The sequence below is a fragment of the Streptomyces sp. O3 genome, from assembly GCF_054788135.1.
In genome coordinates, this window is record NZ_JBTVYK010000002.1 from 24,897 (window position 1) to 41,248 (window position 16,352).

Annotated in this window: 14 protein-coding genes; 7 read left to right on the forward strand and 7 right to left on the reverse strand. The window is 73.4% G+C overall.

What is annotated here, in order from left to right:
- Positions 1-25 precede the first annotated feature (25 nt).
- From frr to ACX6XY_RS01490, 7 genes are all read left to right on the forward strand, one after another.
- Entirely contained in the window at positions 26-583 is a 558-nt protein-coding gene (gene frr, locus ACX6XY_RS01460; RefSeq protein ID WP_460325391.1) for a ribosome recycling factor, read from the forward strand.
- Positions 583-1,692 carry a phosphatidate cytidylyltransferase gene (locus ACX6XY_RS01465; RefSeq protein ID WP_460325393.1) on the forward strand — a complete coding sequence of 370 codons (1,110 nt, stop codon included), beginning with the start codon at positions 583-585 and terminating at the stop codon, positions 1,690-1,692. Before frr ends, ACX6XY_RS01465 begins: the two co-directional genes overlap by 1 nt.
- A 124-nt stretch (positions 1,693-1,816) precedes the next feature.
- Positions 1,817-2,923 (forward strand): dual-specificity RNA methyltransferase RlmN, encoded by a 1,107-nt coding sequence (rlmN, locus tag ACX6XY_RS01470; protein ID WP_460325395.1) that lies wholly within the window; start codon positions 1,817-1,819, stop codon positions 2,921-2,923.
- A 210-nt stretch (positions 2,924-3,133) separates the two neighbouring features.
- The gene (locus tag ACX6XY_RS01475) at positions 3,134-4,228 is read left to right on the forward strand and encodes a thiamine ABC transporter substrate-binding protein (RefSeq protein ID WP_460325397.1); all 1,095 of its coding nucleotides are present in this window, start codon (positions 3,134-3,136) and stop codon (positions 4,226-4,228) included.
- A 116-nt stretch (positions 4,229-4,344) separates the two neighbouring features.
- Positions 4,345-5,952, forward strand: coding sequence for an ABC transporter permease (locus ACX6XY_RS01480; RefSeq protein ID WP_460325767.1), 1,608 nt, complete (start codon positions 4,345-4,347; stop codon positions 5,950-5,952).
- Positions 5,952-6,977: an ABC transporter ATP-binding protein gene (locus tag ACX6XY_RS01485; RefSeq protein WP_460325399.1), complete on the forward strand. Its 1,026-nt coding sequence runs from the start codon at positions 5,952-5,954 to the stop codon at positions 6,975-6,977. Before ACX6XY_RS01480 ends, ACX6XY_RS01485 begins: the two co-directional genes overlap by 1 nt.
- 110 nt (positions 6,978-7,087) lie before the next feature.
- Entirely contained in the window at positions 7,088-7,882 is a 795-nt protein-coding gene (locus ACX6XY_RS01490) for a maleylpyruvate isomerase family mycothiol-dependent enzyme (RefSeq protein ID WP_460325401.1), read from the forward strand.
- 68 nt (positions 7,883-7,950) lie between these two features.
- On the opposite strand, the gene ACX6XY_RS01495 is transcribed toward ACX6XY_RS01490, so the two are convergent.
- From ACX6XY_RS01495 to ACX6XY_RS01525, 7 genes are all read right to left on the reverse strand, one after another.
- On the reverse strand, positions 7,951-9,030 hold the full coding sequence (locus tag ACX6XY_RS01495; protein WP_460325769.1) for an LOG family protein: 1,080 nt from the start codon (positions 9,028-9,030) through the stop codon (positions 7,951-7,953).
- A 93-nt stretch (positions 9,031-9,123) separates the two neighbouring features.
- Positions 9,124-10,323 carry an XdhC family protein gene (locus tag ACX6XY_RS01500; RefSeq protein WP_460325403.1) on the reverse strand — a complete coding sequence of 400 codons (1,200 nt, stop codon included), beginning with the start codon at positions 10,321-10,323 and terminating at the stop codon, positions 9,124-9,126.
- Between the two features lie 73 nt (positions 10,324-10,396).
- On the reverse strand, positions 10,397-12,781 hold the full coding sequence (gene pucD, locus ACX6XY_RS01505; protein ID WP_460325405.1) for a xanthine dehydrogenase subunit D: 2,385 nt from the start codon (positions 12,779-12,781) through the stop codon (positions 10,397-10,399).
- Position 12,782: 1 nt separating this feature from the next.
- A complete protein-coding gene (locus ACX6XY_RS01510; RefSeq protein WP_460325407.1) occupies positions 12,783-13,361 on the reverse strand; it encodes a (2Fe-2S)-binding protein in 579 nt (192 codons plus the stop codon).
- Positions 13,352-14,242 carry an FAD binding domain-containing protein gene (locus tag ACX6XY_RS01515; protein WP_460325408.1) on the reverse strand — a complete coding sequence of 297 codons (891 nt, stop codon included), beginning with the start codon at positions 14,240-14,242 and terminating at the stop codon, positions 13,352-13,354. Before ACX6XY_RS01515 ends, ACX6XY_RS01510 begins: the two co-directional genes overlap by 10 nt.
- Before the next feature lie 146 nt (positions 14,243-14,388).
- Positions 14,389-15,555 (reverse strand): hypothetical protein, encoded by a 1,167-nt coding sequence (locus tag ACX6XY_RS01520; RefSeq protein ID WP_460325409.1) that lies wholly within the window; start codon positions 15,553-15,555, stop codon positions 14,389-14,391.
- Positions 15,537-16,343, reverse strand: a complete 807-nt coding sequence (locus tag ACX6XY_RS01525; RefSeq protein ID WP_460325410.1) for an ABC transporter ATP-binding protein — start codon at positions 16,341-16,343, stop codon at positions 15,537-15,539. The genes ACX6XY_RS01520 and ACX6XY_RS01525 overlap by 19 nt, the downstream gene beginning before the upstream one ends.
- Between the last annotated feature and the right edge of the window lie 9 nt (positions 16,344-16,352).

Sequence of the window (16,352 nt, forward strand, 5' to 3'; positions counted from 1 at the left end):
CACTCAAGACACGCAGGAGCAAGTGGTGATCGAAGAGACCCTCCTCGAGGCCGAGGAGAAGATGGAGAAGGCCGTCGTGGTCGCCAAGGAGGACTTCGCCGCGATCCGCACCGGCCGTGCGCACCCGGCGATGTTCAACAAGATCGTGGCCGACTACTACGGCGCGCTGACGCCCATCAACCAGCTGGCGTCGTTCTCGGTCCCCGAGCCGCGGATGGCCGTGGTGACGCCGTTCGACAAGTCCGCGCTGCGCAACATCGAGCAGGCGATCCGCGACTCGGACCTGGGCGTCAACCCGAGCAATGACGGGCACATCATCCGAGTGAACTTCCCCGAGCTCACCGAGGAGCGCCGCCGGGACTACATCAAGGTCGCCAAGGGCAAGGCCGAGGACTCCAAGATCTCGATCCGCGCGGTGCGCCGCAAGGCCAAGGAAGCCATCGACAAGGCCGTCAAGGACGGCGAGGTCGGCGAGGACGAGGGCCGCCGTGCCGAGAAGGAGCTCGACGACACCACCGCGAAGTACGTCGCGCAGGTGGACGAGCTGCTCAAGCACAAGGAATCCGAGCTCCTCGAGGTCTGATGAACGACTCTTCCTGGGGGGCTCCGCCGCAGGCCGGCCACTGGAGACCGCCCGAGCCGGGGCCTGTCCAGGGGTCTGCGTCGGCGGGTCCCGCCTACGATGAGCCCGCGGCCCAGCAGACTCGGCCCATGCCCATCGTGCCCGAGGTGCCGGACGCCGACGGCGGTGACGGACACCGCGACGCGGACCGTGACCATGCCGCGAACCATGACGCGAGCCGTGACCGGGACGGCGTCCCCACGCCCAGTACGCCGTCCCCGCAGCAGCCCGCGCAGCCGCACAAAGCCCCGCGGAAGAAGCGCGCGGGCCGCGACCTGCGCGCGGCCATAGGGGTCGGCGTCGGCCTCGGCGCGGTGATCGTGGCGTCGCTGTTCATCGTGAAGGCCGTCTTCGTCGGCGTCATAGTGCTCGCCGTCGTGGTCGGCCTGTGGGAGCTCACCTCGCGGCTCGCCGAGCGCAAGGAGATCAAGGCCCCGCTGGTGCCGCTCGCGGTCGGCGGCGCGGCGATGGTGGTGGCCGGGTACGTACGCGGCCCCGAGGGCGCCTGGGTGGCGATGGCGCTCACCGCGCTCGCGGTGCTGGTCTGGCGGATGGCCGAGCCGCCGGACGGCTATCTGAAGGATGTCACGGCCGGGGTGTTCGCCGCGTTCTACGTGCCGTTCCTGGCCACCTTCGTGGCGCTGATGCTCACCGCCGACGACGGCCCGCAGCGGGTGCTCACCTTCCTGCTGCTGACCGTGGTCAGCGACACCGGCGCGTACGCGGTCGGCTGGCGCTTCGGCAAGCACAAGCTCGCGCCGCGCATCAGCCCCGGAAAGACCCGCGAGGGGCTGCTCGGCGCGGTCACCTTCGCGATGGCGGCCGGTGCACTGTGCATGCAGCTGATGATCGACGACGGCGTCTGGTGGCAGGGGCTGCTGCTCGGACTGGCCGTCGCGGCCAGCGCCACACTCGGCGACCTCGGGGAGTCGATGATCAAACGCGACCTCGGCATCAAGGACATGGGCACCCTGCTGCCGGGCCACGGCGGCATCATGGACCGCCTGGACTCGCTGTTGCCGACGGCGCCGGTGGTGTGGCTGTTGCTGGTCCTCTTCGTCGGGACCTGAGCGTGTGGCCTCGCTGTGCGAAAATTGGCGAGGCCACACACACCGCAACCATCAATTGAGAAACCACGACGGCGAGTAACCAGGTCCGCGAGAGCGGCGGCGGTTTAGCCGCAAAAGAGGGACCATGCCCAAGCCCGGAGAACTCACTTTCGTCGCGCCCCGCGGAGCCAAGAAGCCCCCGCGGCACCTCGCCGACCTCACGCCCGCCGAACGCAAGGAGGCCGTCGCCGCCGCCGGCGAGAAGCCCTTCCGCGCCAAGCAGCTCTCGCAGCACTACTTCGCGCGGTACGCGCACGACCCGGCCGAGTGGACCGACATCCCCGCGGCGTCCCGCGAGCGGCTCCGGGAGGCCCTGCTGCCCGACCTGATGTCGGTGGTGCGGCACATCAGCTGTGACAACGACACCACCCGCAAGACCCTGTGGAAGCTGCACGACGGCACACTCGTCGAGTCCGTGCTGATGCGCTACCCGGACCGGGTCACCATGTGCATCTCCTCGCAGGCCGGATGCGGCATGAACTGCCCGTTCTGCGCGACCGGCCAGGCGGGCCTCGACCGCAACCTGTCCACCGCCGAGATCGTGCACCAGATCGTGGACGGCATGCGGGCGCTGCGGGACGGCGAGGTCCCCGGCGGGCCCGCGCGCCTGTCGAACATCGTCTTCATGGGCATGGGCGAGCCGCTCGCCAACTACAACCGCGTCGTCGGCGCCATCCGGCGGCTGACCGACCCCGAGCCGGACGGCCTCGGCATCACCCAGCGCGGCATCACCGTCTCCACGGTCGGCCTGGTCCCCGCGATGCTGCGGCTGGCCGACGAGGGCCTCAAGTGCCGCCTCGCGGTCTCGCTGCACGCACCCGACGACGAACTGCGCGACACCCTCGTCCCCGTCAACACGCGCTGGAAGGTGCGGGAGGTGCTGGACGCGGCCTGGGAGTACGCCGACAAGTCCGGACGCCGGATCTCCATCGAGTACGCGCTGATCCGCGACATCAACGACCAGGCCTGGCGAGGCGACCGGCTCGGCCGCCTGCTCAAGGGCAAGCGGGTGCATGTGAACCTGATTCCGCTGAACCCCACGCCGGGGTCCAAGTGGACGGCCTCCAGGCCGGAGGACGAGAAGGCCTTCGTCGAGGCGATCGCCGCCCACGGGGTGCCGGTCACCATCCGGGACACCCGAGGCCAGGAGATCGACGGAGCGTGCGGTCAGCTCGCCGCGGCCGAGCGGTAGTCTGGTCCGCGTACATCTTCATATTCCGACAGGGGAGCGCCACAGCGCTGAGAGTGCGGCACCGTCCAGGCCGCAGACCCTCTGAACCTCGCCTCGGTCATTCGAGGTAGGAAGTTCGGTCATCACCTCATGCTGTTGCGCCCTGCCCGAAGCCCCGCGAGGCTTCGGGCAGGGCCGCGTCTCTTCCTGGACACCCAGGAGGAAAATCCAGTGAGCACCATCAGGAAAGCCGCGGCGCTGGCCGCGGTCACCGGCCTCGGCCTGGTCACCCTCTCCGCCTGCGGGAGCGGCGACGGCGACTCGGGCTCCGCGAGCGACTCGGGTTCCCAGACCGTGACCCTGGTCAGCCACAGCTCCTTCGCCGCGTCCAAGGACGTGCTCAAGGAGTTCGAGAAGGAGTCCGGCTACCGGGTCAAGGTCCTCAAGAGCGGCGACGCGGGCGAGGCAGTCCGCAAGGCCGTCCTGGTCAAGGGCAACCCCCAGGGCGACGTCTTCTTCGGCGTCGACAACACCCTGCTGTCCCTCGCCCTCGACAACGACCTGTTCACGCCGTACGAGGCCAAGGGCCTGGACCGGGTCCCCGACGCGCTCCAGCTCGACCGGGACAAGCACCGTGTCACCCCCATCGACACCGGCGAGATCTGCGTCAACTACGACAAGAAGTACTTCGCCGACAAGAAGCTCGACCCGCCGCAGACCTTCGACGACCTGGTCAAGCCCGCGTACAAGAACCTCCTGGTCACCGAGAACGCCGCGACCTCGTCACCCGGCCTGGGCTTCCTGCTCGGCACCGCCGCCCAGTACGGGGACGACGGCTGGCAGGACTACTGGAAGAAGCTGAAGGACAACGGCGTCAAGGTCGTCGACGGCTGGGACCAGGCGTACAACGAGGAGTTCTCCGGCTCGGCGGGCGGCAAGAAGGCCAAGGGAGACAGACCGCTGGTCGTGTCGTACGCCTCCAGCCCGCCCGCCGAGGTGTACTTCGCCGACCCCCAGCCGAAGCAGGCCCCGACCGGGGTCGCCACCGGCACCTGCTTCCAGCAGACCGAGTTCGCCGGTCTCCTGGACGGCGCGAAGAACGAGGCGGGCGGCAAGGCCCTGCTGGACTTCCTGATCTCCAAGAAGTTCCAGGAGGACATGCCGCTGAACATGTTCGTCAACCCCGTCGTCGAGGACGCCGAGCTGCCCGAGGTGTTCACCGAGTTCGGCGCGCAGGCCGACGACCCGCGGACCATGGCCCCCGAGAAGATCGCCGACAACCGTGAGGCCTGGACCAAGTCGTGGCAGTCACTGGTCCTGAAGTAGGCGCTGAGGCAGGCGAGCGCCGGGCCGGTCAGCCGGCGGACGGCCGTACGCCGCCCGGCCGGAGCGGGAACGCGGCGCGGCACACCTGGCGCGGGAGCGCGGCGCGGCTGGGCCTGATGGCCCTGCCCGTCGCGTTCTTCGCGGTCTTCTTCGGCTACCCGGTCGCGGCCATCGTCACCCGAGGGCTGCACGCCGACGGCGGCTGGCGCTTCGGCCGCTTCGCCGATGTGCTGAGCGACCCCGACATTCTCGCGGTCCTGTGGTTCACCACCTGGCAGGCGCTCGCGTCGACCGCGCTCACCCTGCTGATCGCCCTGCCCGGCGCGTATGTGTTCGCGCGCTTCGACTTCCCCGGCAAGCAGGTGCTGCGGGCGGTCGTCACCGTCCCCTTCGTCCTGCCCACGGTCGTCGTCGGCTCCGCGTTCCTGGCCGTCGTCGGCCGCGGCGGCCTGCTCGACGAACTGGCGGGCCTGCGCCTGGACACCTCGGTCTGGGCGATCCTGCTCGCCCATGTCTTCTTCAACTACGCCGTGGTCGTGCGCACCGTCGGGGGACTGTGGGCACAGCTCGACCCCCGCCAGGAGGAGGCGGCCCGGATGCTCGGCGCCTCCCGGCTGGCGGCCTGGCGCAAGGTCACCCTGCCCGCGCTGGGGCCCGCCGTCGCGGCCGCCGCGCTGATGACGTTCCTGTTCACCTTCACCTCTTTCGGCGTCGTCAAGATCCTGGGCGGCCCCGCCTTCACCACCCTCGAAGTCGAGATCTACCGGCAGACCGCGCAGCTGCTCGCCCTCGACACCGCCGCCGTGCTGACCCTGGTGCAGTTCGCCGCGGTCGGCGCGATCCTCGCCGTACACGCCTGGACCGTACGGCGCAGGGAGACCGCGCTGCGCCTGGTGGACGCGGCGCACACCGCGCGCAGGCCGCGCGGAGCGGGCCAGTGGGCGCTGCTCGCCGGTGTCCTGCTCACCGTCGTGCTGCTGATCCTGGTGCCGCTCGGCGTGCTGGTCGAACGGTCCTTCGACACCTCCACCGGGTACGCGACCACGTACTACCGGGAGCTGACCTCCCAGGAGGGCGGCGCGTTCCTGGTGCCGCCGATCGAGGCGATCGGCAACTCGCTCCAGTACGCGCTCGTCGCGACCGTCATCGCGGTCGTGGTCGGCGGTCTCGCCGCCACCGCGCTCACCCGGCGGGCGGGCCGCCTGGTGCGGGGCTTCGACGCCCTGCTGATGCTGCCGCTCGGCGTCTCCGCCGTCACGGTCGGCTTCGGCTTCCTGATCGCCCTGGACGAGCCGCCGCTGGACCTCAGGTCCTCCTGGATTCTGGTGCCGCTGGCCCAGGCGCTGGTCGGTGTGCCCTTCGTCGTCCGCACCATGCTGCCCGTACTGCGCGCGGTGGACGAGCGGCTGCGCGAGGCGGCCGCCGTGCTCGGGGCATCGCCCTGGCGGGTGTGGCGCGAGGTGGACCTGCCGCTGGTGCGGCGGGCCCTGCTGATCGCCGCGGGCTTCGCCTTCGCGGTCTCGCTCGGGGAGTTCGGCGCGACGGTGTTCCTCGCACGGCCCGACAACCCGACGCTGCCGGTCGCCGTGGCCACCCTGCTCGGCCGCGCCGGGGAGCTCAACTACGGCCAGGCCATGGCCCTCTCGACCCTGCTGATGCTGGTGTGCGCGGTCTCGCTGCTGCTGCTCGAACGCATCCGCACCGACCGGACCGGGGAGTTCTGATGGCAGCCCTGCTCAGCTTGACCGACGCCACCGTCCGCTTCGCGGGCGCACCCGCGCTGCACGGCGTGGACCTGGAGGTCGCCGAGCACGAGATCGTCTGCGTGCTCGGGCCCAGCGGCAGCGGCAAGTCGACCCTGCTGCGGGCGGTCGCGGGCCTCCAGCCGCTGGACGGCGGCCGGGTCCTCCTCGAGGGCCGCGACCAGGGCCGCGTCCCCGCCCACCAGCGGGGCGTCGGGCTGATGTTCCAGGACCATCAGCTGTTTCCCCAGCGGGACGTCGGCGGCAACGTCGCCTTTGGTCTGACCACGCGCGCGGTGCCGCGCGCCCAGCGCGACGCACGGGTGCGGGAGTTGCTGGAGCTGGTCGGGCTGCCGGGCGCCGCGGCGCGCGCCGTCGGCTCGCTGTCCGGCGGTGAACAGCAGCGTGTCGCGCTGGCCAGGGCGCTGGCGCCGCGGCCCCGGCTGCTGATGCTGGACGAGCCGCTCGGCCAGCTCGACCGGTCGCTCAGGGAACGCCTCGTCGTCGAACTCCGGGAGCTCTTCGCGGAGCTGGGCACCACGGTGCTCGCCGTCACCCACGACCAGGGTGAGGCGTTCGCGCTGGCCGACCGGGTCGTGGTGATGCGGGACGGCCGCATCGCCCAGGCCGGAACCCCGCTGGAGGTCTGGCAGCGGCCTGCGGACGCGTTCGTCGCCCGCTTCCTCGGCTTCGACAACGTGGTCGAGGCCGCGGTCAGCGGTGAGGCGGCGGACACGCCCTGGGGCAAGCTGCCCGTCCCCGCGCGGTCCGCGCAAGGCACCCGCGACCTGCTGGTGCGCCCCGCGGGCGTCCGCCTCGTACCGGAGGAGGCGGGGCTGCCGTGCAGGGTGGCGGCCCGCACCTTCCGCGGCACCCACGTCGCCGTGCACCTCCAGCCCGCCGACGCGCCCCGCCTGGAGGCGGCCTGCGGCCTGCGGGACGCCCCCGCGGTGGGCGAGACGGTCGGGGTGACCTTCGACCCGGACGAGATCGTCGTACTCGGCTGAGCCTCGAGCCCCGAGCCCTGCGTCTCAAGCCCTGAGCCCCGAGCCCCCGGCCCCGGAGCGCGGCGAATCTCGGTGGCGCGCGGGGCGGTACCGCGCCCTAGAGTGCGCCCATGACTCTTCCTCTCGATCATGAGCGATACTGCGCTGAGATCGGCCGCCAGACCGCGCTGCTGCGGGACTGCCTGCGCGGCGCCGACCTCGCGGCGACCGTGCCGACCTGCCCGGACTGGAGCCTGCGGGAGCTCGCCGTGCATGTGGGCGGGGCCCATCGGTGGGTCGAGATGATGGTGCGTACGAAGGCGGCCGACGAGATACCCGAGGAGCAGACGCCCGGCTTCCTCGGCCCGGACGGCGACGACCCCGCCGCACTGGACGCCTGGCTGGCCGACGGCGCCCAGCGGCTGGTCAGCACGCTGCGCGCGGCCGGTCCCGACACCGAGGTGTGGACCTGGGCGTGGGAGCGCGGCAGCGCGTTCTGGGCGCGGCGGATGACCCATGAGACGGCCCTGCACCGCGCGGACGCGGCGCACACGGTGCGCGCCCGGTACGAACTGGCCCCCGAGGTCGCCGCCGACGCGATCGACGAATGGCTGGACATCGTACGGTTCGCCCAGCGCACCGAACCGGAGGACAGCGCGGCGGAACTGCGCGGCGGCGGCCGCAGCCTGCATCTGCACGCCACGGACACGACGGCCGCGCTCGACGCCGAGTGGCTCATCGAGTTCGGGGACGACGGCTTCACCTGGCGGCGCGGGCACGACAAGGCGACCGTCGCGCTGCGCGGCCCGCTCACCGATGTGCTCCAGGTCTTCTACCGGCGGCTGCCGGTCGACAGCGAGCGGGTGGAGGTGCTGGGGGAGCGGGAGTTGCTTGACTTCTGGCTGGAGCGCGCGACCTTCGGCTGACCGACGACGCGCTGACTGACGACATGCTGACCGTCCCGACGCCGCGTTGCCCGTCCGGCGGTCCCGGTTCAGGCCGAGGCCAGGCGCGCCAGGGCCTCGGGCGCCTCCTCCACCGTGTCGACCAGGGCGATCCGGGACTCCATCGCCCTGTCGCGGGCCAGTGCCCGCAGCAGCGGCCAGGCGGGCAGCCGTTCCGTCCAGTGCGCGCGGTTCACCAGCACCATGGGGGTGGGCGCGCCCAGCGACTCGTAGTAGTTCGGGGTGGCGTTGTCGAAGATCTCCTGGACGGTTCCGGCCGCGCCCGGAAGGAAGACGACGCCCGCGTTGGACCGGGCCAGCAGGCCGTCCTCGCGGGTGGCGTTGGCGAAGTACTTGGCGATGTGCCCGGCGAACGCGTTCGGCGGCTCGTGGCCGTAGAACCAGGTCGGGATGCCCACCGAGCCGCCGCCGCGCGGCCAGCGCTCGCGCACCGCGAAGGCGGCCCGCGCCCAGTCGGTGACCGAGGGGGTGAAGGACGGTGCCCTGGCGACGAGTTCGAGCGACTCGTCCAGCATCGCGTCCTCGTGCGGGGCGCCGTACGCGCCCAGGTTCGCCGCCTCCATGGCTCCGGGGCCGCCGCCGGTGGCGACGGTCAGGCCGGAGCGGGCCAGGGTGCGGCTGAGGCGGGCCGTGCCCGCGTAGTCCCGTGAGCCGCGCGCCATCGTATGGCCGCCTATGACGCCCACCACGCGGGCGTCGGCGAGGAGTTCGTCCAGGCCGTCGGAGATCGCGTCGTCGTGGATGGCGCGCAGCATCGACGCGAAGACGTCACCGTCCGCCTTGCTCCGCTGGAACCAGGCGTAGGCGCGGGCGTCGGGGGTGGCGTCGTATCCGGCGGCGAGCCCGGCGAACAGCTCGTCCGGCGCGTAGAGCCGCCCTCGGTACGGGTCGAAGGGCAGCCCCGGCACCGGCGGGAAGACCAGCGCCCCGCTCGCCCGTACCTTGGCCGACGCGTCCGGCCGCATGGGGCAGCCGAGGAACACCGCGCCGTCGGTGTCGCAGGCGAGCAGCGCGGCGGTGCGTCCGGTCAGGTCGACGGCCTGGATCCGGCACTCGGCGAGCGTCCCGCGGGCGGCGACCGCCGCGTCGAACTCGCCAAGGCTCTCGATCTCGCACCACGCGGACGCGGCGGGGCCGGGACTGGAGCCGCGGCCGGGGGCAGAAGGGGGTTCCTGAGGGGGTTCCTGGGGCACGGGATCATGCTAGAACCGCGCGGGCGGAACGGCCTGTGTCATGGCCGATGGGGGCGGCGCCGAGTCGTCGCCGTCGTGATGGATCGGGGTGTGGGCGCCGGTGAGGGACACGCCGGTGCCGCCGCGGCGGGCCGCGACGATCTCGGAGGCGATGGACAGGGCCGTCTCCTCGGGCGTACGGGCGCCGAGGTCCAGGCCGATCGGGGAGTGCAGGCGGGCGAGCTGAGGCGCGGTGACGCCGACCTCGCGCAGCCGCGCGTCGCGGTCCTGGTGGGTACGGCGGGACCCCATCGCGCCGACGTAGGCGACGGGCAGGGTGAGGGCCAGCCGGAGCAGGGGGACGTCGAACTTGGCGTCGTGGGTGAGGACGCACAGCACCGTGCGGGCGTCCGCGTCCGTCCGCTCCAGATAGCGGTGCGGCCAGTCGACGACGATGTCGTCGGCGTCCGGGAAGCGGGCGCGGGTGGCGAATATCGGGCGGGCGTCGCAGACGGTGACGTGGTAGCCGAGGAACTTGCCGACCCGCACCAGCGCGGCGGCGAAGTCGATCGCGCCGAACACGATCATCCGTGGCGCGGGCGCGCTCGACTCCACCAGCAGTGTGCGGAGTTCGCCTGCGCGCGTGCCGTCCTCGCCGAGCGCGCAGGAGCCGTCCGCGCCGAGGGTGAGGGTGCCGGTGCGGCCCGCGTCCAGCATCGCGGCGGCCTCGCCCGCCGCGGTGCGGTCCAGTTCGGGGCGGCCGCCGAGGCCGCCCTGGTACGAGCCGTCCGCGCGCACATACAGCGCCCGGCCCCTCAGCTCGGCGGGGCCGCCCTCGATGATCCGGGCGAGCGCCGTGGCCTGACCGGAGGCCGCGGCGGCCAGGGCTGCCGCGAACACCGGCCGGGTCGGCGCGTCCGCGCGGACCGGGGTGACCAGGATGTCGATGACGCCGCCGCAGGTCAGGCCGACCGCGAAGGCGTCCTCGTCGCTGTATCCGAACCGCTCGACGACGGACGCGCCGTCCGCCAGGGCCTGCTGGCACAGCTCGTAGACGGCGCCCTCCACACATCCGCCGGAGACCGAGCCGACCGCCGTGCCCGCACCGTCCACGGCGAGGGCGGCGCCGGGCTGCCGGGGCCCGCTGCCGCTCACGGCCACCACCGTGGCCACGGCGAAGTCACGCCCCTGCTCGACCCAGCGGTGCAACTCTTCGGCGATGTCCAGCACGGTGGCCTCCGGGGCGGATGTCAGATGTCAGATGGATGTCAGGTGGGTGTGGGCGGGAGCCGGGCGGGAGCCGTCAGGCGGTGCCCGTGAGGTGTTCGGGGCGTACCGGTACGCGGGTGAGGGGCAGGCCCGTCGCCTGGCGGATGGCCGCGACGACGGCCGGTGTGGACGACAGCGTGGAGGCCTCGCCGACCCCGCGCAGGCCGTACGGCGCGTGGTCGTCGGCCAGTTCGAGCACGTCCACCGGGATGGGCGGGGTGTCCAGGATGGTGGGGATGAGATAGTCGGTGAAGGAGGGGTTGCGGATCTTCGACTCCGGGTCCACCACGATCTCCTCCATGACCGCGAGCCCGAGCCCCTGTGTCGTACCGCCCTGGATCTGGCCCGTGACCGACAGCGGGTTGAGCGCCTTGCCGACGTCCTGGGCGCAGGCCAGCTCCACGACCTTGACCAGACCGAGTTCGGTGTCCACCTCGACCACGGCCCGGTGCGCCGCGAAGGAGTACTGGACATGGCCGTGCCCCTGGCCGGTCTCCCGGTCCAGGGGGCGGGTCGGACGGTGCCGCCACTGAAGCTCCAGGTCGATCGTCTCGCCGTCGAGTACGTCCGCCAGGTCGGCCAGCGCCTCGCCGCCGTCGGTGACGACCTTCCCGCCCTCCAGGCGGAGGCCGGCGCTCGACCAGGCCGGGTGGTACGAGCCGAACCTCCGCCGCCCGAGCTCCAGGACCCGCGCGCGCACGGCCTGGCAGGTGTGGCGTACCGCGCCCCCGGTGACGTACGTCTGCCGGGAGGCGGAGGTCGAACCGGCGCTGCCCACCGCGGTGTCGGCGGGCTGGATGGTCACCTGGGCGACGCCCAGCTCGGTGCGGGCGATCTGCGCGTGCACGGTCACGCCGCCCTGGCCGACCTCGGCCATCGCGGTGTGCACCGTCGCGACCGGCTCGCCGCCGACGGCCTCCAGCCGTACCCGTGCCGTGGAGTAGTCGTCGAAGCCTTCGGAGAAGCCGACGTTCTTGATGCCGACGGCATAGCCCACACCCCGCACGACGCCTTCGCCGTGCGTGGTGTGGGACCGGCCGCCGGGCAGCGCGCGCGGGTCGGGGCCCGCGCCCGCCGACTCCCACTGCCGCTCGGGCGGCAGCGGCCGTGACCTGACCCGGCGCAGCAGTTCGGCGACCGGGGCGGGCGCGTCGACCGGCTGTCCCGTGGGCATCGGCGAGCCCTGCTCCATGGCGTTCCGCTGCCGGAACTCCACGGGGTCCAGGCCCAGTTCGGCCGCGACCCGGTCCATCTGGGACTCGTACGCGAAACAGGCCTGGACCGCGCCGAAGCCGCGCATCGCGCCGCACGGCGGGTTGTTGGTGTAGAGCCCGACGGCCTCGATGTCGACGTTCTCGCAGACGTACGGGCCGAGGCCGAGCGACGCGGCGTTGCCGACGACGGCCGGGGTCGAGGACGCGTACGCGCCGCCGTCCAGCACGATCCGGGCGACGACATGGGTGAGCCGGCCCTCGCGGGTCGCGCCGTGCTCGTAGACGATGCGGGCCGGGTGGCGGTGCACATGGCCGAAGAACGACTCGTACCGGTCGTAGACCATCTTCACCGGCTTGCCGGTGCGCAGGGCCAGCAGAGCGGCGTGGGCCTGCATGGACAGGTCCTCGCGGCCGCCGAAGGCGCCGCCGACACCGGACAGGGACAGGCGCACCTTCTCCTCGGGGAGGCCGAGCACGGGGGCGATCTGCTCGCGGTCGACGTGCAGCCACTGCGTGGAGACGTACAGGTCGACGCCGCCGTCATCGGCGGGGACCGCGAGCCCGGACTCCGGACCGAGGAACGCCTGGTCCTGCATGCCGACTTCGTACTCCTCGCGCACGATCACGTCCGCACGCGCGCGTGCGGACGTGATGTCGCCGCGCTTGACCGGCTGGCGGTGCACGATGTTCGGGTGCGGGACGTGCGCGGCGTGGGGGTCGTCCCGGTCCGGGTGCAGCACGGGCGCGCCGGGTCCGGTGGCCGACGCCTCGTCGGTGACCGGCGCCAGGACGTCGTACTCCACGACGATCTTGGCGGCGGCGCGGCGCGCGCTCTCCGGGTGGTCGGCGGCGACCAGCGCCACGGGCTCGCCGTGGTAGCGCACCCGGCCGTCGCAGAGCACCGGCTGGTCGCGGAACTCCAGGCCGTACTTCTTGGCGGCGGGCAGGTCGGCGTAGGCCAGTACGGCGTACACACCGGGCTGGCGCAGGGCCTCGGTGAGGTCGATCCGGGTGATGAGGGCGTGCGCGTGCGGGGCGCGCAGGGTGTGGCCCCAGAGCATGTCCTCGTGCCACAGGTCGGAGGCGTAGGCGAACTCCCCGGTGGTCTTGAGCGCGCCGTCCGGGCGCAGGGTGGACTCGCCGACTCCGCCTCTGGTCCGGGCGCCCTGGGTGATGCGGGTGGGGACGCCTATGGTGCCGGTCATGTCAGCCGCCCTCTCCCGGTCTGGTCACCGCGCTGTCGGTCGCCGCTCCCCGCCGGGCAGCCGCCAGGCGGACCGCGTCGAGGATCTTCTCGTACCCCGTACAACGGCAGAGGTTGCCGGAGAGTGCCTCACGGATGTCGGCGTCCGACGGATCGCTGTCGCGCCTGAGGAGGTCGTCGGCCGCGAGCAGCAGCCCTGGGGTGCAGAAGCCGCACTGGACCGCGCCCGCGTCGACGAACGCCTGCTGGATCGGGGCCAGTCGGATCGGGGCCGGTTCGCCTTGGGTCGGGGCTGGTTCGCCTTGGGCCGGGGCCGGTTCGCCGCCGTCGTGCGGGGGCGTGCCCGCGAGCCCTTCCACCGTCAGGACCTCGCGGCCCTCGGCCTGCCCGGCCGCGACCAGGCAGGAGCAGACCAGGACGTCGTCCAGGCGGACCGTGCACGAGCCGCACTCGCCCTGCTCGCAGGCGTTCTTGGAGCCCGGCAGGCCCAGCCGCTCGCGCAGTACGTACAGCAGCGACTCGCCCTCCCAGACGTCGTCCACCCGCCGGGCACGGCCGTTGACCCGCAGATTCAGGCGCATGGCGCGCTCCCTTCGCCCGCGCGGTACGACTCCCAGCACCACGCCAGGGTGCGGCGGGCCAGTACGCCCACCGCGTGCCGCCGGTAGGCGGCGGTGCCCCGTACGTCGTCGATCGGGGCGCAGGCGTCCGAGGCGAGCCGGGCGAACTCCTCGGCGACCACGGGCGCGACGGCCCGCCCGCTGTCCCAGTGACCGCCTTCGTCGAGCGCCGCGGTCAGGAACTCCTCGGCCGCCCGTGCCCTGACCGGGGTCGGCGCGGCCGAGCCGACGCCGGTGCGGATGGTGCGGCTCTCGGGGTGCAGGGCGAGCGCGAAGGCGCAGACCGCGATCACCATCGCGTTGCGCGTGCCGACCTTGGCGAACTGCTGCGGCCCATCGGCCCGGTCGATGTGCACGGCCCGGATCAGCTCGTCGGGTTCCAGGGCGTTGCGTTTGACGCCCGTGAAGAACGTGTCGATCGGGATACGGCGCGCACCGCGCGCCTGGGACGCCGCCTCGACCTCGCAGCCCGCCGCCAGCAGCGCGGGGTGCGCGTCCCCGGCGGGCGACGCGGTCCCGAGGTTGCCGCCGACGCTGCCGCGGTTGCGGATCTGCGGCGAGGCGACCGTGTGCGAGGCGAGCGCCAGGCCGGGCAGCTCACCCCGCAGCTCCGCGATGATCCGCGCGTACGGGACCGACGCGCCGAGCCGGACGGCGCGCTCGCCCACGTCCCACTCGGCCAGCTCGCCGACCCGTCCCAGGTCCAGCAGGCAGTCCGGGCGACGCTGGTCGAAGTTGATCTCGACCATCACATCGGTGCCGCCCGCGATCGGCACGGCCTGGGGGCGCGCCGCCTTGGCGGCGAGCGCCTCTTCCCAGCTGGCGGGTCGAAGGAAGTCCATCGGTCCTCAACCTTCGGGTCGCACCCCCGTGTCTGATGGGGGAGTGGGGCCACACGCCCAGTATCGACCGAAACGCCGCCGTCGAGCCGGTCGTCGTCGAGCCGGTCGTCGGCACCCGCCGATCCGCGGCGAACCCCTCCGGGGTCTCAGCGGGCCAGCGGGAGCGCCGCCAGTGCGGCGATCGCCCAGGTCAGCGGGGCGAACACGGCGAGCAGCGCGCCCGCGCGGAGCGCAAAGGCGCCGCGCAGCACGGAGACCGGGGCGCCGAGCCTGACCAGGGTCTCCGTGGTGTGGGCGCGTGCCTGCCGGGCCTCCACGGCCGCGTTCGCCAGGGTCAGCAGCGGACAGCCGACGACCAGTGCCGCGCCCAGCACGGTCAGCGGGCCGATCTGCGGCTGCCGGACGCCGTACAGCGCGGTCACCGCGACGCCGCCCGCCGCCACCGCGCACACCACGCCGAGCGGCCGCCCGATCCGCTGGGCCTCCGCGCGCAGCACCCGGCCCGCCAGCAGCCGCGTCGCACCGGGCCGCAGGGCTCCGAGCAGCCGCCCGCACAGCGCGGTGAGCGCGGGCCCGGCCAGTGCGAGCCCGAGCGCCGTCACCGCCCACCCGGCGAGCACCCCGGCCGGGACGCCCGCCAGCCGTCCGGGCATGGGCGGGCCGCTCGGGGTACCCGGCGCGGTGGCCGCGTAGGTCTCGACGGCCAGGCCCACCGCGATCAGCGCCACGCCCCAGGGCAGCCCGGTCGGCGCGGGCGCGGGCGGCGCGGGCTGCCGGGGGTCCTGCGCATCGCGGGGGCCCGGCCTCCGTACCCGCAGCGCCAGGGCGGCACAGCAGGAGGCGATCACCGGCGTGAGGGCCAGCAGGGTCAGCGCGGCGGCCAGCGGCAGCGACCGCCCGCCGCCGAGCGGCCCGGCCGCGGCCCCGTCGAAGGGCAGCCCGGTCAGGTCCCCGCGCAGATGCAGGAAGAACAGCAGTGCGAGAAGCGAGCCCAGGGTGCAGGCCATCGCGGTGGTCGCCGCGGCCAGCACCGTCAGCCGGACCGGGCCGAGCCCCACCGCGGACAGGCCGGGCTGCGGCCGGGTCCCCGGATCCGTACGCGCCACGGACACCGCGAGGTGCACGGTGGCGGCGAGCGGGGCCGCGCACCAGACGAGCCGCAGCAGGGCGGCACGGGGCGACTCCGGATGGCCGATCGCGTACCCCAGGGCGCACAGCAGCAGGAATCCCGTTCCGGCGGCCGCGGCCGTGACGGTCAGGCGGCGGATCTGCACCAGGGGGTGGCCGCCGCGGGCTAGGCGGAGAGCGAGCACGCCGCCCCTTTCGCCCCGGCCGACCGCTCGGCCGCCCGCCCGGCGGCGGGCCCGGCGGTCCGCTCGGGGGACGGGGCGACGCGTACGGCGTGCACCCGGCGGCCGTCGAGCAGCGAGACCGTACGGTCGGCGAGCGGGGCGTCCGCCGCGGCGGTGGCCTGGGTCACGGCGGGGTCATGGGTGGCGAGCACGACGGTGATGCCGTGCGAGCGGGCGGCCGTGGTGAGGGTGCGCAGCACATGGGCGCGGTCGGCGCGGTGCAGCGGCGCGGTGGGCTCGTCGGCGAACAGCACGGTGGGCGCGCTGACCAGGGCGCGGGCGATGGTCACGCGCTGCCGCTCGGACTGCGTCAGGGCGTGCGGCCGTCTGCGGGCGCAGGGCCCGACGTCCAGGCGCTCCAGCCATTCCAGGGCGGCCTTGCGGGACGCGCGGTGCGGTTCGCCGCGCAGCAGCAGCGGCAGGGCGGCGTTCTCCCAGGCGGAGAGCTCGGGGACGAGATGCGGCTGGGAGTCGATCCAGCCGAACCGGTCGCGGCGCAGCCGCTCGCGTACCAGGGGGCTCATGGTGTGCACCGGCGCCGAGTTGAACCACACCTCGCCCCGCTCGGGGAGCAGCTGCCCGGACAGACAGCGCAGCAGGGTCGTCTTGCCGCACCCGCGCGGGCCCGCGACGGCGAGGACCTCGCCCTCGCGCGCCCCGATCGAGACACCGGTGAGCGCGGGCGAGCCGTTGTGCGAGACGTGCAGGCCGCGGGCCCAGAGCACGTCGTTGTCCGGTGGGGCTGCCATGGGGAAACA

Coding starts and splice junctions, on each gene's coding strand:
- ACX6XY_RS01485 (WP_460325399.1), top strand. CDS start 5,952: ATGGCAGCCCTGCTCAGCTTGACCGACGCCACCGTCCGCTTCGCGGGC.
- ACX6XY_RS01515 (WP_460325408.1), bottom strand. CDS start 14,242: ATGGACTTCCTTCGACCCGCCAGCTGGGAAGAGGCGCTCGCCGCCAAG.
- rlmN (WP_460325395.1), top strand. CDS start 1,817: ATGCCCAAGCCCGGAGAACTCACTTTCGTCGCGCCCCGCGGAGCCAAG.
- ACX6XY_RS01490 (WP_460325401.1), top strand. CDS start 7,088: ATGACTCTTCCTCTCGATCATGAGCGATACTGCGCTGAGATCGGCCGC.
- ACX6XY_RS01480 (WP_460325767.1), top strand. CDS start 4,345: ATGGCCCTGCCCGTCGCGTTCTTCGCGGTCTTCTTCGGCTACCCGGTC.
- pucD (WP_460325405.1), bottom strand. CDS start 12,781: ATGACCGGCACCATAGGCGTCCCCACCCGCATCACCCAGGGCGCCCGG.
- ACX6XY_RS01510 (WP_460325407.1), bottom strand. CDS start 13,361: ATGCGCCTGAATCTGCGGGTCAACGGCCGTGCCCGGCGGGTGGACGAC.
- ACX6XY_RS01525 (WP_460325410.1), bottom strand. CDS start 16,343: ATGGCAGCCCCACCGGACAACGACGTGCTCTGGGCCCGCGGCCTGCAC.
- ACX6XY_RS01465 (WP_460325393.1), top strand. CDS start 583: ATGAACGACTCTTCCTGGGGGGCTCCGCCGCAGGCCGGCCACTGGAGA.